Origin of the sequence: Hydrogenophaga sp. NFH-34 (assembly GCF_021401345.1) — a bacterium.
Taxonomy (GTDB): domain Bacteria; phylum Pseudomonadota; class Gammaproteobacteria; order Burkholderiales; family Burkholderiaceae_C; genus Hydrogenophaga; species Hydrogenophaga electricum.
Genome location: NZ_JACBGE010000011.1, coordinates 15,578 through 32,997, shown reverse-complemented (window position 1 = coordinate 32,997; position 17,420 = coordinate 15,578). Strand labels below are relative to the sequence as shown.

At 59.0% G+C, this 17,420-nt stretch carries 21 protein-coding genes, 20 tRNA genes and 1 pseudogene; 36 read left to right on the top strand and 6 right to left on the bottom strand.

The window, feature by feature from the left end; genetic code table 11:
• Nucleotides 1–97: 97 nt before the first annotated feature.
• Complete coding sequence (locus tag L0977_RS12000) at nt 98–1,402, bottom strand: Y-family DNA polymerase (protein ID WP_234265085.1); 1,305 nt, start codon at nt 1,400–1,402, stop codon at nt 98–100.
• Between the two features lie 3 nt (nt 1,403–1,405).
• Nucleotides 1,406–1,795: a LexA family protein gene (locus L0977_RS11995; RefSeq protein WP_234265084.1), complete on the bottom strand. Its 390-nt coding sequence runs from the start codon at nt 1,793–1,795 to the stop codon at nt 1,406–1,408.
• 458 nt (nt 1,796–2,253) lie between these two features.
• Here L0977_RS11995 and L0977_RS11990 point away from each other — a divergent pair, with 458 nt between their 5' ends.
• The 3 genes from L0977_RS11990 to L0977_RS11980 are packed head-to-tail and all read left to right on the top strand — an operon-like array spanning nt 2,254 to nt 4,175.
• Complete coding sequence (locus tag L0977_RS11990) at nt 2,254–2,820, top strand: hypothetical protein (protein ID WP_234265083.1); 567 nt, start codon at nt 2,254–2,256, stop codon at nt 2,818–2,820.
• A gap of 5 nt (nt 2,821–2,825) precedes the next feature.
• A complete protein-coding gene (locus L0977_RS11985) occupies nt 2,826–3,527 on the top strand; it encodes an SOS response-associated peptidase (RefSeq protein WP_234265082.1) in 702 nt (233 codons plus the stop codon).
• A 6-nt stretch (nt 3,528–3,533) separates the two neighbouring features.
• Entirely contained in the window at nt 3,534–4,175 is a 642-nt protein-coding gene (locus tag L0977_RS11980; RefSeq protein ID WP_234265081.1) for a hypothetical protein, read from the top strand.
• A 623-nt stretch (nt 4,176–4,798) separates the two neighbouring features.
• Here L0977_RS11980 and L0977_RS11975 read toward each other — a convergent pair.
• Nucleotides 4,799–5,200, bottom strand: a complete 402-nt coding sequence (locus L0977_RS11975; protein ID WP_234265080.1) for a hypothetical protein — start codon at nt 5,198–5,200, stop codon at nt 4,799–4,801.
• Between the two features lie 477 nt (nt 5,201–5,677).
• Between L0977_RS11975 and L0977_RS11970 the strand changes: the two genes are divergently transcribed.
• The 22 genes from L0977_RS11970 (at nt 5,678) to L0977_RS11865 (ending at nt 8,951) form a co-directional block, all read left to right on the top strand.
• A tRNA-Gly gene (locus L0977_RS11970) sits at nt 5,678–5,752 on the top strand.
• A 124-nt stretch (nt 5,753–5,876) separates the two neighbouring features.
• Nucleotides 5,877–5,965: transfer RNA gene (locus tag L0977_RS11965), tRNA-Ser, on the top strand.
• A gap of 164 nt (nt 5,966–6,129) precedes the next feature.
• Nucleotides 6,130–6,207 (top strand) — tRNA-Arg (locus tag L0977_RS11960).
• Between the two features lie 13 nt (nt 6,208–6,220).
• Nucleotides 6,221–6,298: transfer RNA gene (locus L0977_RS11955), tRNA-Arg, on the top strand.
• Between the two features lie 6 nt (nt 6,299–6,304).
• Nucleotides 6,305–6,393 (top strand) — tRNA-Tyr (locus L0977_RS11950).
• 245 nt (nt 6,394–6,638) lie between these two features.
• Nucleotides 6,639–6,714: transfer RNA gene (locus tag L0977_RS11945), tRNA-Ala, on the top strand.
• A gap of 8 nt (nt 6,715–6,722) precedes the next feature.
• A tRNA-Pro gene (locus L0977_RS11940) sits at nt 6,723–6,798 on the top strand.
• Between the two features lie 8 nt (nt 6,799–6,806).
• Nucleotides 6,807–6,883 (top strand) — tRNA-Asp (locus L0977_RS11935).
• Between the two features lie 142 nt (nt 6,884–7,025).
• Nucleotides 7,026–7,101 (top strand) — tRNA-Phe (locus L0977_RS11930).
• Nucleotides 7,102–7,214: 113 nt separating this feature from the next.
• Nucleotides 7,215–7,299, top strand: a tRNA-Leu gene (locus tag L0977_RS11925).
• 18 nt (nt 7,300–7,317) lie between these two features.
• Nucleotides 7,318–7,395 (top strand) — tRNA-Leu (locus L0977_RS11920).
• A gap of 20 nt (nt 7,396–7,415) precedes the next feature.
• A tRNA-Ser gene (locus tag L0977_RS11915) sits at nt 7,416–7,505 on the top strand.
• Nucleotides 7,478–7,879 carry a hypothetical protein gene (locus tag L0977_RS11910; RefSeq protein WP_234265079.1) on the top strand — a complete coding sequence of 134 codons (402 nt, stop codon included), beginning with the start codon at nt 7,478–7,480 and terminating at the stop codon, nt 7,877–7,879. Before L0977_RS11915 ends, L0977_RS11910 begins: the two co-directional genes overlap by 28 nt.
• Nucleotides 7,870–7,945, top strand: a tRNA-Trp gene (locus tag L0977_RS11905). The genes L0977_RS11910 and L0977_RS11905 overlap by 10 nt, the downstream gene beginning before the upstream one ends.
• A gap of 29 nt (nt 7,946–7,974) precedes the next feature.
• Nucleotides 7,975–8,060 (top strand) — tRNA-Cys (locus L0977_RS11900).
• A 9-nt stretch (nt 8,061–8,069) separates the two neighbouring features.
• Nucleotides 8,070–8,146 (top strand) — tRNA-Arg (locus L0977_RS11895).
• Nucleotides 8,147–8,180: 34 nt separating this feature from the next.
• The gene (locus tag L0977_RS11890) at nt 8,181–8,348 is read left to right on the top strand and encodes a short-chain dehydrogenase (RefSeq protein WP_234265078.1); all 168 of its coding nucleotides are present in this window, start codon (nt 8,181–8,183) and stop codon (nt 8,346–8,348) included.
• Between the two features lie 16 nt (nt 8,349–8,364).
• Nucleotides 8,365–8,440 (top strand) — tRNA-Asn (locus tag L0977_RS11885).
• Nucleotides 8,441–8,619: 179 nt separating this feature from the next.
• Nucleotides 8,620–8,694, top strand: a tRNA-Ile gene (locus tag L0977_RS11880).
• Nucleotides 8,695–8,703: 9 nt separating this feature from the next.
• A tRNA-His gene (locus L0977_RS11875) sits at nt 8,704–8,779 on the top strand.
• 17 nt (nt 8,780–8,796) lie between these two features.
• Nucleotides 8,797–8,872 (top strand) — tRNA-Lys (locus L0977_RS11870).
• Between the two features lie 4 nt (nt 8,873–8,876).
• A tRNA-Val gene (locus tag L0977_RS11865) sits at nt 8,877–8,951 on the top strand.
• A gap of 19 nt (nt 8,952–8,970) precedes the next feature.
• On the opposite strand, the gene cutA is transcribed toward L0977_RS11865, so the two are convergent.
• A complete protein-coding gene (gene cutA / locus L0977_RS11860; RefSeq protein ID WP_234265236.1) occupies nt 8,971–9,279 on the bottom strand; it encodes a divalent-cation tolerance protein CutA in 309 nt (102 codons plus the stop codon).
• Between the two features lie 114 nt (nt 9,280–9,393).
• On the opposite strand from cutA, the pseudogene L0977_RS25460 reads away from it, so the two are divergent.
• Nucleotides 9,394–9,729, top strand: a pseudogene (locus L0977_RS25460) (RtcB family protein); the annotation flags it as partial.
• A 47-nt stretch (nt 9,730–9,776) separates the two neighbouring features.
• Nucleotides 9,777–10,166, top strand: a complete 390-nt coding sequence (locus L0977_RS25455) for an RtcB family protein (RefSeq protein WP_267966432.1) — start codon at nt 9,777–9,779, stop codon at nt 10,164–10,166.
• A gap of 25 nt (nt 10,167–10,191) precedes the next feature.
• On the opposite strand, the gene L0977_RS11850 is transcribed toward L0977_RS25455, so the two are convergent.
• The gene (locus tag L0977_RS11850; protein ID WP_234265077.1) at nt 10,192–11,409 is read right to left on the bottom strand and encodes an RNA-guided endonuclease InsQ/TnpB family protein; all 1,218 of its coding nucleotides are present in this window, start codon (nt 11,407–11,409) and stop codon (nt 10,192–10,194) included.
• 163 nt (nt 11,410–11,572) lie between these two features.
• Between L0977_RS11850 and L0977_RS11845 the strand changes: the two genes are divergently transcribed.
• The 9 genes from L0977_RS11845 to L0977_RS11805 all read left to right on the top strand — a co-directional run bounded on the left by L0977_RS11845 (nt 11,573) and on the right by L0977_RS11805 (nt 16,094).
• Nucleotides 11,573–12,139, top strand: coding sequence for an HNH endonuclease (locus L0977_RS11845; RefSeq protein ID WP_234265076.1), 567 nt, complete (start codon nt 11,573–11,575; stop codon nt 12,137–12,139).
• A 99-nt stretch (nt 12,140–12,238) separates the two neighbouring features.
• Nucleotides 12,239–12,466 carry a hypothetical protein gene (locus L0977_RS11840; RefSeq protein WP_234265075.1) on the top strand — a complete coding sequence of 76 codons (228 nt, stop codon included), beginning with the start codon at nt 12,239–12,241 and terminating at the stop codon, nt 12,464–12,466.
• A 239-nt stretch (nt 12,467–12,705) separates the two neighbouring features.
• A complete protein-coding gene (locus tag L0977_RS11835) occupies nt 12,706–13,155 on the top strand; it encodes a hypothetical protein (protein ID WP_234265074.1) in 450 nt (149 codons plus the stop codon).
• A gap of 94 nt (nt 13,156–13,249) precedes the next feature.
• Nucleotides 13,250–13,396, top strand: coding sequence for a hypothetical protein (locus L0977_RS11830; RefSeq protein WP_234265073.1), 147 nt, complete (start codon nt 13,250–13,252; stop codon nt 13,394–13,396).
• Between the two features lie 135 nt (nt 13,397–13,531).
• Nucleotides 13,532–14,068 carry an HD domain-containing protein gene (locus tag L0977_RS11825; protein ID WP_234265072.1) on the top strand — a complete coding sequence of 179 codons (537 nt, stop codon included), beginning with the start codon at nt 13,532–13,534 and terminating at the stop codon, nt 14,066–14,068.
• On the top strand, nt 14,065–15,132 hold the full coding sequence (locus L0977_RS11820; RefSeq protein ID WP_234265071.1) for a hypothetical protein: 1,068 nt from the start codon (nt 14,065–14,067) through the stop codon (nt 15,130–15,132). The genes L0977_RS11825 and L0977_RS11820 overlap by 4 nt, the downstream gene beginning before the upstream one ends.
• Before the next feature lie 43 nt (nt 15,133–15,175).
• Nucleotides 15,176–15,523, top strand: coding sequence for a hypothetical protein (locus L0977_RS11815; protein ID WP_234265070.1), 348 nt, complete (start codon nt 15,176–15,178; stop codon nt 15,521–15,523).
• Nucleotides 15,520–15,750: a hypothetical protein gene (locus L0977_RS11810; protein ID WP_234265069.1), complete on the top strand. Its 231-nt coding sequence runs from the start codon at nt 15,520–15,522 to the stop codon at nt 15,748–15,750. Before L0977_RS11815 ends, L0977_RS11810 begins: the two co-directional genes overlap by 4 nt.
• 53 nt (nt 15,751–15,803) lie before the next feature.
• On the top strand, nt 15,804–16,094 hold the full coding sequence (locus L0977_RS11805; protein ID WP_326491064.1) for a helix-turn-helix transcriptional regulator: 291 nt from the start codon (nt 15,804–15,806) through the stop codon (nt 16,092–16,094).
• Here L0977_RS11805 and L0977_RS11800 read toward each other — a convergent pair.
• Nucleotides 16,054–17,319, bottom strand: a complete 1,266-nt coding sequence (locus L0977_RS11800) for a tyrosine-type recombinase/integrase (RefSeq protein WP_234265068.1) — start codon at nt 17,317–17,319, stop codon at nt 16,054–16,056. The two genes, L0977_RS11805 and L0977_RS11800, sit on opposite strands and share 41 nt — an antisense overlap.
• Nucleotides 17,320–17,420 lie beyond the last annotated feature (101 nt).

Below are 17,420 nucleotides of genomic sequence, written 5' to 3'. Positions count from 1 at the left end.
AGCTTCCGAAAAAACTATCGCGGCCCTTCCTGCATACGAGAAGGACGTGTCTCGGGATCAGGCACGCTCGATCGATGTTCCTCTGGACAACTGAACCTCAAGCCCGCGCCAGCGGCACATCCGCCCACCGCGTTGTGTACTGAGGCGTTCGGCGTTCTTGGCGCATCCCCCACGTCCTCTTGGGCTTGGTCTGGCCGGTCGATGCCACGTGGATCACTCCCTTGCCAAAGCGCCCGTTCACCGCATCGAGAGCGGCCATGAGCCGGTTGGCGTCCCGAGTCTCTTCGGGCTCGGTGGCCAGATCCAGCTCCCCCTGTTCAACTTCAGCGTCCTGCAGCTCCAGCAGCATCACGCCCGCCTTGGCGTAGTCGAATCCCTCGCGGTAGATGCTGCTCAGGCCTTTGATTGCAGCCCGGGCGAGCGCCCTGGAGTCTGCGGTGGGCCGGCGCAGCGGCACGACCACCGACCGTGAATACTGCGGTCCCTGGCGAAACGGCGATGTCCGGATGAACACCAGAACCTGACCAGCGAGCCCGCCCTGCCCCCTCAGTTTCTCGCCAGCTCGGCCGGCAAACTCACTGACCGCCTCGATCAGCGGCGGCAGGTCCGCCACCGCCCGACCGAATGACCTGGTGCAGGCGATCTGCTGTTTCGGCTCGGCGGCGTCATCCAAGGTGATGCAGGACTGACCACGCAACTCGCGCATGGTGCGCTCAAGAACCACGCCCCAGCGTGAGCGCACAGCGGCCACGTCCATGTTGACGAGATCCCAAACCGAGCACACGCCGCTGTCCACGAGTTGGCGTCCGATGCGCGGGCCGATACCCCAAACCTCACCGACCTCGGTGGCTCGCAGCACGGCCTCAAAATCGCTCGCCGGCAGCGCCGCCAGGTTGCACACCTGCGCCAGGTCACCCGGGTAGCTGCCAGGTTTGCGCTCTGCCGTCTTGGCGATGTGATTGGCGAGCTTGGCCAACGTCTTTGTCGGCGCGATGCCGACGCAGGTTGGGATCCCGATCCACTGCAGGATGCGCTCGCGCACGCACCGGCTGCGGTGGACGAGATCGCCGGGCACGCCGTGCAGACCGATGAACGATTCGTCGATGCTGTAGACCTCCTGCGTCGGGCCGAGCCCGGCCGCCAGACTCATCATCCTGTCGGACATGTCGCCATAGAGCACGAAGTTTGCAGATAGCCCCACGAGCCCCGCCGACTGCTCGAAGTGCTTCACCTCGAACCAGGGCTGGGCCATCTTGATGCCCAGGTCTTTTGCCTCGTTCGAGCGAGCCACGCAGCAGCCGTCGTTGTTGCTCAGTACCACCATGGGCACGCCCTGTAGAGCGGGCCTGAACACCCTTTCACAGGAGGCGTAGAAGTTATTGCCATCGATCAGCGCGAACATGATTTAGGCCTTAAACAGTTTGATGCACGCGGTGACAACGCCCCAGACCTCGATCGTCTGGTCGTCACGGGGAACGATGTCGGGGAATGTCGCGTTGGCCGCTTTCAGGCGCAGCCGGCCGGCGCGGATCTGGAGGTACTTGACCGTGAACTCGCCGTCCACCACAGCGACCACGATGTGGCGGTTGGTAGGCTTGATAGCCCGGTCCACGGCAAGCAAGTCACCGTGATCGATGCCCGCCTCGATCATCGACGTTCCTGCTGCGCGGAAAAAGAAAGTGGCCTGGGGATGCTTGATCAGCAGGTTGGTCAAGTCCAGGCGGCTGACCTGGAAGTCCTCGGCGGGGCTGGGGAAGCCGCACTGCACCGACGACCCGATCATGGGCAGATCCATCTCCGCTAGGCTCACGGGTACGGGGGAATCACAAATACTGTTCATAAATACAGTATATTCCCGCGGTGTAGACGTACGGAAGACCCACCCACGACAAGCCCCGCACTCCGGATCGGGTTTTTCGCAGGTTTGAAGACCTGCATCCCGGGCTAGGATTGCCCGGTTTCAGCTACCCCTAGAACAGCCGCGTGACATCGATTCAATGGATCCTCGGAACAACCACGAGTGTAGTGCAGTGGTACCGCTTCACCCGCGGCGAAGGCGGGAAGGTCAGCGTTGAGCTTCTACCGGAGCTGGACTTGCAGCGCGTGACGGTGTTCTCGGCTAGGGAGGATGCCCGCGCTGCCGCCGTGCGGGCAGGCCTGAAGACCTGGCGATACTTCCGCCTCTGATAAAAGCCGCCGAAAATGACCGCTCTTTCGAGCGCCCAAATTTGAGCGCTCCCCTGGAGGCGCCCAGTGAAGAACTTGTCGTACGCTCAGATCGTTCGTGAATATCAAAAAAAAGGCTTCCGAAAACTTGATCAAGAAGAGGCTTGGTACCGCTCACCCGACCGCCTGAGCAAAGCACTGAAGAAGATAGGGATGGCCAAAGCCGAAACGGGGGGCGTAGCCGATCATCAGCGACGCATTCCGTGTGGCGTGCGGAAAGATGCAACGGAGGCCCTCATCTCCGTTCACCGGAAGCTGTCGAAGGCCCATGGATTCGATGCCATCTACAACTTGGTAACGAAGACGGTTGGAGGTATCCACGGCATCGGAGCCCTCTACATCTACGACACATCGCTCAGAATCGCCTTTCACAAGGGCCTGGAGGAACATGGCCCCAAGGAGGTGTACCTGGTTACCGGCGCAAGGGACGGCGCAGGGTGGGTGCTACCTGGCATCAGGAAAGACCCTGGACGACCCAGAACCACACCTGTATCGGCGTTTCCGATCGAGTTCCGCGGCCTGGCGGCCCACCAGCTACACAATCTCTTGTGCGCCAAGCGGAAATGTCTGATGGAGCTGGCCGTTTCGAGGTGAAGTGGATGTGCAATTTCTACGAGACACCCAGCCCCGAGATGCTGCACGAACATTTTGGCGTAGACGCACCCGGCCAGTACACCCCCAACATGTCGCCTCTGAGCGTTGGCCCCTTCATCCGCACCGACATGGCGTGTGAGCTTGGCCAATGGGGAATGATCCCGCCGAGCAGCCGGGAACACATCCCGAAGACCCGCGAAGGCAAGCGGATGAGCACGAACAACGCTCGACGGGAGAGGATGGCGACTGCGTTCACGTACCGCGGCGCATGGGCCAGGGGCAAGCGATGCCTGATCCCTGCGCTGAGCTTCGATGAGCCCTACTGGGGCATTTCGCACGAGGACCCCATGACCCTGGGCAAGCACGTGCGCTGGCGATTCAGGCGCTCGGATGGTCTGCCGTGGGCGCTTGCCGGGCTCTGGGACCAATGGACCGAGAATGCCACGGGCCAGATCTGGCTGTCGTTCACGATGATCACCCAGAACTGCGATGGGCACCCTGTCCTCTCGCTCATGCACAAGCCGGACCCGAAGGCAGGCCCGGACCAGCAGGACAAGCGCACGCCGGTGCCAATTGAACGGGAGGACTGGGATCTGTGGCTTCATGGGCCGATGCAGGCCGCGGAGCAGCTCATCAAGGTGCCCGATGCATCGATCTACGATCATGGGCCGGCCGACCCCAAGGTCTCGGTTCGTCTTCCGACTTGATGGAGCTTGGCGGAGACCGACAATACCCGCATGTGGCAGACAGAGCAGCAGATACACCGGGTCGAGAGAGTCATCCGCGAGCGGCTGGCACGCCTTCCGGTTGGCAAGCATCCTGCCCTGCGGTGGAGAGCCAAACAGGAAGGCTACCGCGACTATGTGTTTGGCGCCAAAGCAGGCCCGAAGGTTGATGTTCAGAACATCTTCCATGAGCTTGGCCACGCAGCCGAATTTGGTGCGGAGAACTTCGCAACCCGCTGCGTCGAAGGGTCCTTCTACTTCAAAAATCGCTGGATCGAGGTGCTGGGCCAGAGGTACGTTGAGCACCGATCGGCCCAACCAACGATCAGGGAAATCCGAGCCATCGGCTACCAGATTCACTTCATGGAACTGGCTGGCTGCAAGATGCACCGGCCACTGCTGGCCAGTTCGATAGGCTCGGCTCTCCAGTACATGACCGATTGGTGGCACGTTCCCGGCGAGGGCGATGCAGAGCGCAAGGCCAACATCGTGCTTGCCATCATGGACTTTTCGGAGAAAATCCAGCCACAGGAAGCTACCGACCGCCTTGAAGGTTGGCTGGACGCCACCACCAGGCGATGGAAGCGCCAGAAGATTGACCCCGCCACTCTCGGCGGCATCAATGGATAGGCAAGGAATGCAATATCGGAACAGAACTCCCCGAAGCCACGGCTCTGCTGCTCAGGATCGGCCCCATGTACCTATGGGCGACCATCGCTATGAAGACCTAATGCGGCAATTGGGGGAGGCCTTTTCCAAGGCCGATGATGGAGAAGAGAAGCGCCGCGCCGCCCGAGAGCGCGAGCTTCAACATGAACGATGGATGGCCGAGCGGAAGACAGTCATACGTGACATCCTGGCCACTATGCGCCAGTACGGGATCACCGCCGAGTCACTAGCATAACGTTCACACGAAGTCGTCTTCAGTCACATTGCCAGCAGCCGGGCCATAGCCAAGTTAACGATTTTCCTGGGGCGGCACCTTCATCTGGATCGCAGAATGCACCTGAAGCTGATCCAGGGCTTTCTCCTTCTCCGAAACGAGCTTCCGAAGAACATCGATCCCCTGTTCCAGATAAATCCTATTCCCTTCCTCACGAGCAAGTAGAGGAGGAATCTGGTCGGTTGAGAACAAGGATGCGTAGCGATCCAAGAGAGCGAATAGTCCTAGGATCGACGTAGGCGGGTGAAGAGGTGGCATGCAAATACTCCATGAAAAATGGTGTTCGCACATGGTGCCACCTGCTCACTTTTCAAGGGCTCCCGAGGTTTGAAGTCGGGCCTTGCAAGAATCGTCTCAGCTCCCTCTTCTCGCTGGCATTCGCCTTTCTCCAGGCCTGCCGGGCCAGTTCGACAAAGGCCTCTTCAGCATCGCTCGGGCCGGCATCCTTGACAGGCTGATCAAGCCACCCAATGGGCACATGGCACGCCGCTTCGATCTGCCGGGCCAGCTTGTCGCCGATCGGCCGTGACTTCTTGATCTGGCTGAGCAGGCTTGGCGAGACCTGCAGCACGGCGGCGAAGGCTTGTTCCAACCCCTTTGGTGGCACGCCCTGCGCGACCTGACTCTGCACGTGCTCCTGCAGCAAGACGTGTAGTCGCGCCCTTCGCGTTACCGTCGTGTCGTGCTCAATCTGGGCTTGTGTGTTGTTCAAATGCAACCTCGAAAAAATTGTTCATTGGGGGCTTGACGAGCATTGTAAAGAGTCTTTACAGTACATCCCTATCGAACTTTCGCAGATCACTGAACTCAGATTCCACCATGAACTCCAGGACCATCTCAACCAGCAAAACATCGGTCATCCGACCGATGCGCGCTGCTGCGCTTGCGCCGAATCGGCGCTTGCTGGGGATGTCGCTGGGCCATGGTTCCGATTGGAGCCAGTGCTTTGCTTATGAGCCCCAGATCAATCCGGGCAGGGAGGCCGTGCTGTAGTGGCATAGCTCCCCTCAACCTCCAACGAGGCCCGGATTCCGCAAGGTTCCGGGCCTTTTTCATTTTTGACTTCGCGGTTTAGAGCCGCAAACTGAAATGACGGTGATCGTGCCGTCTGCCCCGCGAGGGGTGGTTCTTTCACAACTTGCCGCACCAACGCTGTCGTAACTGGACGGCAGTGCATTGGTGCAAATTTGCGGATATAGCTCAATGGTAGAGCGACTGCCTTCCAAGCAGAGGACCGTGGGTTCAATTCCCCGTATCCGCTCCATTTCGGGTGTGTCCGTGCACCTGGCGTCCAAGATCTGCCGAGGGAACGGTGGGCGCTATGTGCTGGATCCGAAAGGCTCTGGTGCAGCGGGCGAACCGGGTGGCTAAGCCACTCCCCGCGTGCGGGATGGTTGGCCGAGTGGTCCAAGGCAGCGGGTTGCTAACCCGTCATCCCGCAAGGGCTGCGCAGGTTCGAACCCTGCACCATCCGCCAGTTCCGTTGGCCCTTAGCTCAGTTGGTAGAGCACCGGGTTTTGATCCCGGGTGTCGCTGGTTCGAGTCCAGCAGGGTCTGCCAGATCGTTTCGTAACTCAGCGGTAGAGCACTGGGCTCATAAGCCTGCGTGCGGTGGACCCGGAACGACCAGTCATCAATCCAGCGCGTGTAGCTCAGTTGGACCAGAGCACCGGCTTCCGATGCCGGAGGCCGGTGGTTCGAATCCATCCACGCGCACCACCGAACAAAATTCGCCGCCCTAGCTCAGTTGGACTAGAGCACCGCGCTACGAACGCGGGGGTCGCAGGTTCGAATCCTGCGGGTGGCTCCAGGCCACGGAACGTGAGCAGCATGGGTTGACTGCACCAGACTGTAAATCTGGCTCCCTTCGGGGCATACCTGGTTCGAACCCAGGACGTTCCACCAGTCAGATGCGCCGCGCACGCGGCCCATCATCGAAGCCACTTCATTGAGGTTGTTTCGACGATGGCGACGGGTTCGTTGTGACCCCTCACGGAACGGCTGTCAGGTCGTTGGCCGGGGCAAGGGCACTATGGCACGTCCATCAAACCAGCGATACCGCCGACGGCGCCAGCGTGAACTGGCGGACTGGGAAAGGGTCGCTGTACGAGGCCAGAACGGTGAAGGCCCGTCGCCATCAACCATTTCCAGGGGGTATAGCTCAGTTGGGAGAGCACCTGCTTTGCAAGCAGGGGGTCGCCGGTTCGAGGCCGGCTACTTCCACCAGTGTTCGTCTCCGTGTAGCGCAGTTGGTAGCGCACTTGCTTTGGGAGCATGGGGTCGGCGGTTCGAGACCGTCCACGGAGACCATTTCATCAGCCTCGGTAACTCAGCGGCCTAGAGTGCCCGCCTGTCTAGCGGGAGGTCAGGGGTTCGAATCCCCTTCGAGGCGCCATTGTTCAGTTCTTTGATCAAGGCCCCGGCGTCACGGTGATGCGGTTGGCTGCAGCGGGGATCATGCCCCCAAACGCCTCGGTTCGACTCCGGGGCGTGCATGGTTGCATAGGCCACCCTTGCGGGGTCTTGATCAAAAAGCTGCATCAGTAGCTCAGCCGGTAGAGCGCTGCGTTGAAGGCGCAGGCGTCGGTGGTTCGATTCCATCCTGATGCGCCAGCATAGCCCTCGCCATAGACAGCCGTGGCGACGGCAGGCCAACCCGCGCTAGGCGTTTCAAGCACGCCGGCAAACGAAAGGCTGATCGGCACGGATCTCCCTGATGAGTGTTCACCCAGGTGGCGGAATTGGTAGACGCGCCGGCTTGAGGGGCCGGTGTCGAAAGGCGTGCGGGTTCGAGTCCCGCCCTGGGTACCACCAGCAACCGACCCTCATGCCCGAGTGGCGGAATTGGTAGACGCGCTCGTTTCAAAAGCGAGTTCTCCGTGGGTTCGAGTCCCACCTCGGGCACCACCTCACATCTTTTTTATCCTGGGCGCTTGGCAGAGTGGTCTATTGCAGCGGTCTTGAAAACTGCCGACCGGGGAACCGGTCCGTGAGTTCGAATCTCACAGCGCCCGCCACCCCATCCCCCGCACTCCAACATGAGAGCCTGCGGAACGATGCATGCTTTTGCTTCTTTGCCGTGGGACAGCAGCATTCAAATGCTCGGATGCTCCAAGCAGTAACCATCTTCGCAGCAACATTCGTCCAGGTCTTCTTCATCGCCTTGCAGACTGTGGCCATTCAGCTCAAGTCGATGGCCGGTGCAGCCGCAGCAGCAACAGGCGTCGCAGCTCTGAACATCCTTGTCTTGGGTCGAGTTCTTTCCCCAAGCGCAAGTCCACTCGAAATCATCATGTACGTCACGGCCAACGCCTTGGCAGTTCCAGCAGCAATGGCAGCAGGGTTCTGGTTTGCCAGGCGCTCAGCGAACAAGCAGAGCATATCTCGGTAGCACAACAGGCAGTGCAGCGGCCTCCAAAGCCGAAGGTTGAAGGTTCGATTCCTTCCCGGGATGCCACCCTCCCCTCCCCACAAACCATATCCAGACACGGCTTGGTCGAGCGGTCGAAGGCGGCGGGCTGCAAACCCGCATGCGCAAGCACACGCCGGTTCGAATCCGGCAGCCGTGTCCATTCATCCCACCGCCCGTAGCTCAGCGGACAGAGCAGCCGCCTTCTAAGCGGTTTGTCGCCAGGTTCGAATCCTGCCGGGCGGACCACCCTTCTCCACCAACACCATGAAAGGAGCGCGACATGCGCAGGAAGATCTCCATCCCCGCCAGCAAGCCGCGCAACCGCGTGGTACTTGCTCTCACCCTACTCACCATCGCAAGCGGTGGCAGACACACCCGTGCCAAGCGCCAGAAGGACCACGACCGCAAGGATGTGGACCAGCGCGTGCGCGAGGTGGGCGAGTGGTAGGCCGCACAGCTTCCGATCCCCCGTTGCTCAGTTGGTAGAGCGCCGCACTGTTAATGCGGTTGTCGCAGGTTCGAGCCCTGCCGGGGGAGCCAACACACACAGCCTCGGGCACAGCGAACACGCCCGTGCATCATTTGCTTCTCAAGAACGCAGGCTCATGAGAGACAAGGCAGGTTGACGCTCACGCTTTCAAGGCAACCCGGTTTGAATCTCAGAAAAGCCACATTATGAGAGACAAGACAGGTTGATCCTAATCGATCGACTTCAACATGGCCATGTAGCTCAGTGGTAGAGCATCGTCTTGATAAGGCGGGAGTCGTTGGTTCGATCCCAACCGTGGCTACCAGTTTCGATGGTGTCTTTGGCGCAGTTGGCAGCGCTCCCGGTTGTGGTCCGGGTGGTCGCCGGTTCGAGTCCGGCAGGACACCCCACCCCATTCATCTCTTTCGCGGGCGTAGCTCAGTGCGTAGAGCAGCCGGCTTTTAACCGGCAGGTCCAGGGTTCGAATCCCTGTGCCCGCACCAAACCGGTCCTGTAGCTCAGAGGCAGAGCGTCGTCCTTACAAGACGGGGGTCGGGATCTCGGAATTCCCCAGGACTACCAGTTTCTCGCATGAGCAGCACTATTTCGAGTTCTCGGCGATCCAGCGCATGTACTCAGCCGATCCGCCGATGATCTCGCGCTTGAAGAAGGCCGGCAGTTCGTAGCTGTGCTCCCTCTTGACCAGCGCCTCAATCTCCACTGCACGTTCATCGTTTGTCTTCATCGACACGACGAACTCCTGATCGACAACAACATCACCTTTCCATCGGTACACGCTATCGACAGGGTAGATGTGAGCACAGGCGCACAGCCGCGCTTCCACTGCCAGCCTGGCGATCCGTTGCGCTTCTTCCTTGGTTGGGCATGTGCTGTTGATCTCTACGAACATTTCCATTTTCCCCATCACATTCTTGGCGATACGTGTCGCCCCATTCTCAAGCCTGGTGCAAGCAACTTCGTTGCAAATGCTCTTGGCAAATTCCACGATAAATAGGAGGCGACGATGTTCAGCCACATGAAGAACGTCCAGGCTTGGACGCAAGGCATCGAGGTCGAACACGATGCCATCAACCAGATCCGCAACATCGCGGGACTGCCGATCGTGGCCGGGCATGTCGCGGTCATGCCCGACGTCCACCTGGGCAAGGGCGCCACCGTGGGAACGGTATTGCCAACGCTCGGCGCCATCATCCCGGCCGCTGTGGGCGTGGACATCGGCTGCGGCATGGCCGCGGTGAAGACGGGGCTGATGGCCAACGATCTGCCCGAGAGTCTGTCGCGGATGCGTAGCGCCATCGAGGCGGCCGTTCCAGTGGGGTTTGATCTGCACCAGAAGGAGCTGAACCGACCCACGAAGGGCCGCATGGCCGTGATCTTCGTGCCCGGATGCAAGTTCTTTTCGACCGCTTCGAGAAGCTCGAAATCCTGTCCATTCTGGGCAAGGTCGATGCCCGGCGAATCTGGCGCCAGCTCGGCACACTCGGCGGCGGCAACCACTTCATCGAGGTCTGCCTGGACGAGGCCGGGACGGTCTGGATCATGCTGCATTCCGGCTCACGCAACATCGGGAAGACCATCGGCGAGGCTGCCATCGGCATGCCTCGCGAGGCGGCACAGCGCGAGAACATCGCCCTGCCCGACCGGGATCTGGCCTGGCTGAACGAAGGAACGCCCGAGTTCAACCGGTATGTCCAGGCGCTGGACTGGGCACAGGACTATGCGGCGCTCAACCGCGACCTGATGCTGTTCCGCGTCTTGACATCCTCCCCCGCCTGAAGGCGGGGGATTCCTACCACGCCTATCAAGGTGCTGGACCTTGACGAGTCGCTTCGATGGGTTCCTGCTTCGCGGAGCCTGCACCACCGGAGCGGTGTCTGACGTGCTCTCCACAGGCTATCCGGGCCTGCCCGGCCCTTCTGATGTTCTTGGCGGCGTTCTTGTCCGCCTGATCCGCGTGCCCGCAGCGAAGGCACTCGAACTTGTCTGGCGACTTCCGGTTCCCGGGATCGTTGTGACCGCACATGCTGCACGTGGTGCTCGTGTGGACTGGATCCACTGCAATGACCAGACCACCGCGCCACTCGGCCTTGTACTCCAGCAGCGTGCGCAGCATGAACCAGCCCTGATCGAGGATGGCTTTGTTGCGCTGGCGAGGATTGACCTTCGCCGCGGTCATCACCTGGACCTTCAGATCCTCGATGCAGACGACGCCGTAGTCGCGGGTGAGGTGGTGGCTGACCTTGTGCAGGAAGTCGGCCCGGGTGTTGGTCACGCGCTGGTGGCACTTGGCCAACCTGTACCGTGCCTTCGCCCGATTCTTCGATCCTTTCTTCTTGCGAGAGAGGCAGCGCTGGTAGTGCTTGAGCCGGTGCTCGGCCGCGCGGTAGGCGTTCAGGGTTTTGACCATCGCCCCGTCCTGGCCGATCAGCAGCGCCCAGTCCTTGCGCGCTCCCATGTCGATGCCGATCTCTCGCTGTTGCTCAGGGTGAACAGGGATGGCCACCTCACGGACACTCTGGATGCTCACGTACCAGCGGCCCAGGCACTCGGTGACGGTGATGTTGCGGAGATCACCCAGCACGTTCCGGCTCTTGCGGTACCGCACCCATCCGAGCTTGGGGATGAAGACACGGGCGTTGGGCTGATCCAGCTTGAACTGCTTGGGGTCGGGAAACCGCAGGCCCTGGCCCCGATCACGCGCCTTGAACTTCGGAAAGGCGCCGCGGCCGGCGAAGAAGTTGGCGTAGGCCCGCTCCAGATCCTTGAGCGCCTGCTGTTGAGCATGAACCGGTGCGAGCGCCAGCCAGGCCGTCTCTGGTGCGTGACGCCATTCGGTGAGGGCGCGACACAGAGCCGCGTAGCCCAGCTTCTTCTCGCCCGCCTCGAACCGCAGCTTTTGCAAGGCCAGCGCCCTGTTGTAGACGAAGCGACAGGCTCCAGAGAATCGACCCAACAAGCGAGTCTGAGCACTATCGGGCATCAACTCGAATTTGAAGGCTTGCAGGCGCTCACTGGACATTCATCCATGATATTGCCCAGCATTGAAAGTTCAAGTCGGGCTTCGCCCGGCGCTAATTCTTCCCCGATCTGAATGACGGGGCATGTCACGCAATCAGGTCAAGGGTTGACTCCTGGGGATGGGGCCGGCCCCGGCCGTGCACCCCAACCACAAGGAGCTTCCCATGCATCCCCTCCAAGTCCTCCAGCTCGACATCCAGGGAACACCGCAGGCCTGGATCACCGCGGAGCAGGCTGCCCTGCACTACGCCACAGAGGACGTGGCGTGGACGATCGGCGACACCCCGCTGACAACCCTACGTGGAGGATTCAATGTCCGCCTGGGCCGGCAATCTCGCATGGAGATCGCACCCATCATCGCTCTACGTGGATGTTCCCGGGTCAACCTCCATGAAGTCGAACCCACGGTGACAAGGCGCAAGCTGTTCGTGCGCGACCGGCATACCTGCGCCTACTGTGGCGATGTGTTTGACTGGCGGCGCCTGCAGGCCGAGCATATCTTCCCGGAATCGCGAGGCGGTGAGTACACCTGGATGAACCTGGTGAGCGCGTGCGCCGTCTGCAATGCACGCAAAGGCGCTCGCCTGCCGGAAGAAGCCGGTATGCGGCTGCTGTACGTGCCCTACGTGCCCAGCCGCTACGAAGACTTCATCCTGCAAGGCCGCAACATCCGTGCCGATGTTCATGACTGGCTGTCGGCCAAGTTGCCAAAGAACTCCAGACTGAACTGAACGAGGCCCCCAATGTGCACGCATTGGGGGCCTTTTTCATTTTTGACTTACGGGTACGCGGGGGGAGTATTGCAGAACTACTACCCTTCGGAGCGCTCCATGGATATCGCCGATCTCAGCCCCATCCAGATCCTCGTGAAAGACGCGAAGGACAATGATTTTCAGGTCGTGGTCTGGTCAGGACGGACCATCATCAGCAGAAGCCACAAGATCGGTTTGGAGATCGGGCAGGACGGTTCTATCTGCAAAAAGGTGGATGGCGAAGGCCTCACCCTTGGGCAAGCCAGGGAGTACCTTGGCCTAGATCGCGACATGGCTGAGGCCTGAACTAATGATCGCGTCAGGGATAAAAGACCTTGATGAACTGCTCGCTTACGCTGCTGGCATAGGCGTTGCGTTCCTTTGGCTCATGATAATGAAACCCACTGAGGCCGATATCGAAGAAGGCAGGAAGCGCACGGAGCAGATGCTTGCTCAGAGTCGAGAGCGAGAAGAGTGGCAGCGGCTGGTTGATTCCGTAGCCTCGGAGGCGGAAAAGGGCGTGAACCAGTGTTCGGAAAAAGACAATGACCGCTAAGACCCGCATCACTATCGAAGTTACCCCTGAGCAGGCTGACGCCATCTCCGCGGCGCTGGACCTGTACAGCCGCCTGGCCATCGGGCAGGTTCGAGAAATCAGCCATGCATTCCGCTTCGAGCGTGTCCCCACCTACCGGGTCGAGAACGCCGACCGCTTCTGCGAGATCGCTGATCGCATCGAGAGTCTGACTCACGAGATGAGTCGTGCTCTTGGTTTCTTGCCAGGCGCTTCACTGGGCATCCACAACACCCGAGTTCACCTGGCTGGTAGGCGTGCCTACGAGGTGCAGAAGGTGCTGGACAAGGCGCTAGCCGACCACCGCGACCCCAACCCCAACTCTCCGGGTGTGACGCACTACGGACTTCAGTTGCGCTGCACGCATGACCCCGAGCCGGTGGCGACTGTCATCCAATGTGAGAAGGAGGATGTCCTTTGAACGTGATGGTCACTCAACGCCTGTCTGCCATGCATGCCTTCGGCCATCATCCATCCACAGAGCAGCGTCCAAATTTGAGCGCTCGAAAACAGCCATGAATCACACTGAAATCGATAGCCCAGAAAGCTTCTGGCAAAGGAACGTGGAACTTGTCCCGATCCTCGCCCTCATCGGCCTTTTGGCACTGGCGATCGTTGCGTACACCATTGGCGATGTGGTGCTCAAGCAGAGCCCGCCTTGAAGCCTGCGCTGTACCGCCGTCCGCCTGCTACTGCGCCGATCCGAGGGGCTGATTTCACTCTTTTCAGACTTGATTTGCACTTGCTGCATGTGATTCTGGGTTAAGGCTCACGAAGAGCCCGATTCCAGGACTCACATGCAGCAATCCCTCGCCTTTGATGCAATGACCTTTGCGCTTCAGGCTCACGCAGGCCAGAAGCGTAAATACACAGGCGATCCCTACTTCACCCACCTTGCCGAGGTCGCGGGGACGGTCTCGGCCGTCGCCGCCGAATGGATTTCGGAAGTCTCGGTCGGTGGGATGTTGGCCACGGCCTATCTCCATGACACGAGAGAGGACTGCGGCATCTCGGAGGCCGAGATCGAAAGCCGATTCGGTGTCGAGGTGGCGCATGGAGTCACCCTCCTTTCTGACCTGGGTGAGGGCAACCGTGCCACTCGCAAGGCCTTGGCGCGTGCCCGACTGGCTGCAGCCCCTGGATGGGTTCAGACGATCAAGTGCGCCGACCTCATCAGCAATACCTCGTCGATTGCCCTGCACGATCCCAAGTTCGCAAGGGTATATGTCCCTGAACGCCAGGATCTACTGTATGTGCTTGGCAGAGCCGATCGCCGACTGCATGCTCTGGCGCTCAAGCAAATTCAGGAGATCAACCTGTCGAGGTTGGTATGAGCGCCATCCTCATGCCACACCAGATCGACGCCCTCCACGCGGCTCTGGATGGCAAGCTCCTGGCGGTTTGCTTTGGCTCCGGCGTCGATTCCACGGCGATGCTGGTGGCTCTACATGAGGCCGGGATCAAACCTGAACTCATCACCTTCGCTGACACAGGCGGTGAAAAGCCCGGGAGCATCACGCACGCCGAGCGGATGAACACTATCCTGGCAAGTTGGGGCTGGCCGTTGATCGAAACGGTGCGTAAGAAGACCTTGGAGCGTACCGGCTACTCCGACCTCTACGGGAACTGCTGGAAGAACGAGACGCTGCCCTCTTTGGCCTTCGGCATGAAGAGCTGCAGCATCAAGTGGAAGCAGGGGCCACAAGACCAATTCATCAAAGGGTGCAAGCGTGGTCCCGCTGCTAAGCCCCCGCACCCCATATGGGAGCGAGCACAGGCAGAGGGCAGGCGCATCACAAAGCTGATCGGATACGACTGCGGCCGGGCCGACTTGCGGCGCTCGAAGAACCTGCCCGAGCACGATGCTGACTTCGCCTATCTCTACCCGCTTCAGATCATCGAATGGACGCGCACTGAGTGCGTGCGGGCCATTGCCCAATCGATCGGCGCGGACATGGTTCCCATCAAGAGCGCTTGCTTCTTCTGCCCGGCATCCAAACACTGGGAGCTGTTCTGGCTGGCTGCCCACCACCCTGAGCTTCTTGAGGATGCCCTCCGGCTGGAACGCCGTGCATTGACCGGCAAGCACAGTCGATTCGATGAGGTCGAGTTCGGAGCCAAGTGGGAAGACCTGGTTCGCAACGCCGACTGCTTCCCTTCGAGCAACACGTGCGTGGGTCTGGGACGCAGCTTCGCTTGGAACCAGTGGGCTCGGGTCAACCAGGTCGTAGATACCGACTTCCGAGTGCTCCGCGGTGAAGCTGATCGTGAAAGGTTTATCGCCCTGGCCGACAGCATGCGTGATCCGGACAACGCCCTTGATTCGAGATCAAGTCGTGTGTTCCTGATGAAGCCCATCAATGAAAAAAGACAGATCAGCATCTTCGAGGAGGTTTGAATATCGATCGTATAGAAAATAATCCTACATTCACAAATCCATTATGGGGCACCAAAATATGCGAGCAACAAAATCAAAAGATCATGGCGATTGGTCCAACTTGTTTGCCGTCTCATTTGCCTTCGTAATCCTCTGCGCAATTATTTCCGCCATTGTTCTTCAAATGCGCAGCGCAAATGATGAACTACTGATTCAACCAGAAACCATCACCGCCGAAAACTCATGCGTGAAAGAAGTGCTTCGAGAAAATCTGATGCCATTTGACGGTCCATTGAAGTATGGCGATCTTCGAGAGGCCCATAGGACGTGCAATATAGGGAAGTCACCGGAGATTGTTAAAAGACTCCGAACAGAGCAAATCGACGCCCTTGCTTCCGGGAAAGCGAGATGAAGCTTGAGCGCTTCATGCGCATTGCGGAGCTGGTGGCCAACACCACCTGGGTGCGCTACTACCTGTCCAGCTACCCAGGTCAGATGGTGCTGGAGATCGCATGCCTGGATGATTCCGACCTTGATTCGCTTGAGCGAGATCTGATCGATTGTGGGCTCACTCATCTCGCAGATTTCAAACGAAACGGGGTCCGATGCGTGCAATACTCAGTTTGCCGCAGCTATTGAATTCCCCCCTTCCTGCTGCGACATTTGAGAATTGACTTTCTTTTGTTTACTCCATGATGTTCATCATGGCTAAACTGGATTCAATTCCGCCCTTGTATCTTGAGCATGATGAAGTGCTGAGACTGACTACACTCTCCGCTTCCTTGATCCACTCTATGGTCATCAAGGGCGAGTTTCCTGCCCCGCGCCAACTGTCTCAAAGGAGATCAGCTTGGCTCTACCGTGAAATCGTTGAGTGGGCTGAGAATAGACCTGTCTCTGATATTCCACCACCGGCAAACACTGGCGCTCGGAAATCCAGAGTCACCTGCTCACAAGCGACTCAAGATATGAGTCCAGCTTAGTTAACCAATGCCTCCTTTCCTTGTCAAAGGTGTATCGGTTATAAGTTCCCTCGACGCCTTCCAAAATATGGCCAAGGATTACCTCCCCAATATCTCTTGGACAACCCAGTGAGGCAAGGAACGTCCTTGCTGTTCGCCTCAAATCATGCGGCGCCCAGTTTTCAACTGTGAGACGCACTCTTTCCCGATTGGGCGTAGTTCTACTATATGGCATGTGGTGGTATACCGCCACTCCGGCCGATTTCTGGGTAAAGTATCCCAACTCCCCACTTGATGGGAACAAGTAACCATCGCCATAGGCTTCTTTTCGACGAAGAACTATCTCTCTGGCTCTTCCAATTAATGGGACACGCTGATCGTCAGCATCGTCGCGATTCTTGTTCTTTGTCTTGATCTTGGGAATCGTCCACCAAACCCCGGTTTTCTCTTCTGATATTTCCCTTCCCTCTATTTTCTCAATTTCCGCCCCTCTAACTGCGGTCCACAAATAGATTGTCAAGAAATCATTAACAGCCCTGGAGAAGTTAGGAAGCCATCGGACAAGTTCACCGACCTCATCCGGACTTAAAACTCTCTTGCCGGTTCCCTTATGCACACCAAGCTTCTTGGGGCCTTTGGACTTCAATTTCCCGCGAAGGATCTGCCGCCACCAGTTAGGCGTGTTATCGGGTAGGTCGCCTGAATCGAGGCAGTAGTCCCATGCAGCGCCAAGCTCACGACGTAGGTTTGAAGCCTGGACGGGGATATGGTCGTACTGCTTGATGTGTGCAAATGCGATCTTCCGCGTCACATCTATAGCTCGCATGTCTGCGATATCTCCGAGCATCGTATCGAAAGTTCGGGCGACTTCATCTCGCCCCTTCTTGGCTCGATTCTTGACGTGCCCTGCCAGGTAGATGTCGCATACCTGCCTCACGGTTTTTTCTGTACCCGATGCTTGCGTGCTCGTTTTGCTCTTGCTACGTTTCTTCTTTTCCAGTGCCGGGTCGAGGCCATCTTCTCTGTCTTGCCTGAGTTTTTCCCACTTGGCAACGGCCGCATGGTACGACATGGAAGGCCACTCCCCGATCTTGATCTGACGAAGCGCATCGTCCACCGGACTCCTGTACCGGTAGGACCACGTTTTCTTCCTTTGCCTGGCTGTCAGCCTAAGGCCCGGATGTGAGTCGAAGGTCAGGTTTGAGCCTTGTGCAAGAATCTTCGCCTGTCGCGCATCGAACTCCATTGGTGTGCTCTCCGTTGTGCTGTGACTCAGTTGAAGTGTTCGCTAGGTGTAGTTTTTTTCTGCACCGCTCTGCGTGGTGTAGTTTTCTTGAGGATGGCAAA

What these genes read in the sequence shown, in the direction of transcription:
- L0977_RS11850 (WP_234265077.1), bottom strand. Translation starts at nt 11,409, where the DNA reads ATGTCCAGTGAGCGCCTGCAAGCCTTCAAATTCGAGTTGATGCCCGAT.
- L0977_RS11995 (WP_234265084.1), bottom strand. Translation starts at nt 1,795, where the DNA reads ATGGATCTGCCCATGATCGGGTCGTCGGTGCAGTGCGGCTTCCCCAGC.
- L0977_RS11985 (WP_234265082.1), top strand. Translation starts at nt 2,826, where the DNA reads ATGTGCAATTTCTACGAGACACCCAGCCCCGAGATGCTGCACGAACAT.
- L0977_RS11825 (WP_234265072.1), top strand. Translation starts at nt 13,532, where the DNA reads ATGCAGCAATCCCTCGCCTTTGATGCAATGACCTTTGCGCTTCAGGCT.
- L0977_RS25455 (WP_267966432.1), top strand. Translation starts at nt 9,777, where the DNA reads ATGCAAGTTCTTTTCGACCGCTTCGAGAAGCTCGAAATCCTGTCCATT.
- L0977_RS11845 (WP_234265076.1), top strand. Translation starts at nt 11,573, where the DNA reads ATGCATCCCCTCCAAGTCCTCCAGCTCGACATCCAGGGAACACCGCAG.
- L0977_RS12000 (WP_234265085.1), bottom strand. Translation starts at nt 1,402, where the DNA reads ATGTTCGCGCTGATCGATGGCAATAACTTCTACGCCTCCTGTGAAAGG.
- L0977_RS11835 (WP_234265074.1), top strand. Translation starts at nt 12,706, where the DNA reads ATGACCGCTAAGACCCGCATCACTATCGAAGTTACCCCTGAGCAGGCT.
- L0977_RS11815 (WP_234265070.1), top strand. Translation starts at nt 15,176, where the DNA reads ATGGGGCACCAAAATATGCGAGCAACAAAATCAAAAGATCATGGCGAT.
- L0977_RS11805 (WP_326491064.1), top strand. Translation starts at nt 15,804, where the DNA reads ATGATGTTCATCATGGCTAAACTGGATTCAATTCCGCCCTTGTATCTT.
- L0977_RS11890 (WP_234265078.1), top strand. Translation starts at nt 8,181, where the DNA reads ATGCGCAGGAAGATCTCCATCCCCGCCAGCAAGCCGCGCAACCGCGTG.
- L0977_RS11830 (WP_234265073.1), top strand. Translation starts at nt 13,250, where the DNA reads ATGAATCACACTGAAATCGATAGCCCAGAAAGCTTCTGGCAAAGGAAC.
- cutA (WP_234265236.1), bottom strand. Translation starts at nt 9,279, where the DNA reads ATGTTCGTAGAGATCAACAGCACATGCCCAACCAAGGAAGAAGCGCAA.
- L0977_RS11800 (WP_234265068.1), bottom strand. Translation starts at nt 17,319, where the DNA reads ATGGAGTTCGATGCGCGACAGGCGAAGATTCTTGCACAAGGCTCAAAC.
- L0977_RS11840 (WP_234265075.1), top strand. Translation starts at nt 12,239, where the DNA reads ATGGATATCGCCGATCTCAGCCCCATCCAGATCCTCGTGAAAGACGCG.
- L0977_RS11810 (WP_234265069.1), top strand. Translation starts at nt 15,520, where the DNA reads ATGAAGCTTGAGCGCTTCATGCGCATTGCGGAGCTGGTGGCCAACACC.
- L0977_RS11820 (WP_234265071.1), top strand. Translation starts at nt 14,065, where the DNA reads ATGAGCGCCATCCTCATGCCACACCAGATCGACGCCCTCCACGCGGCT.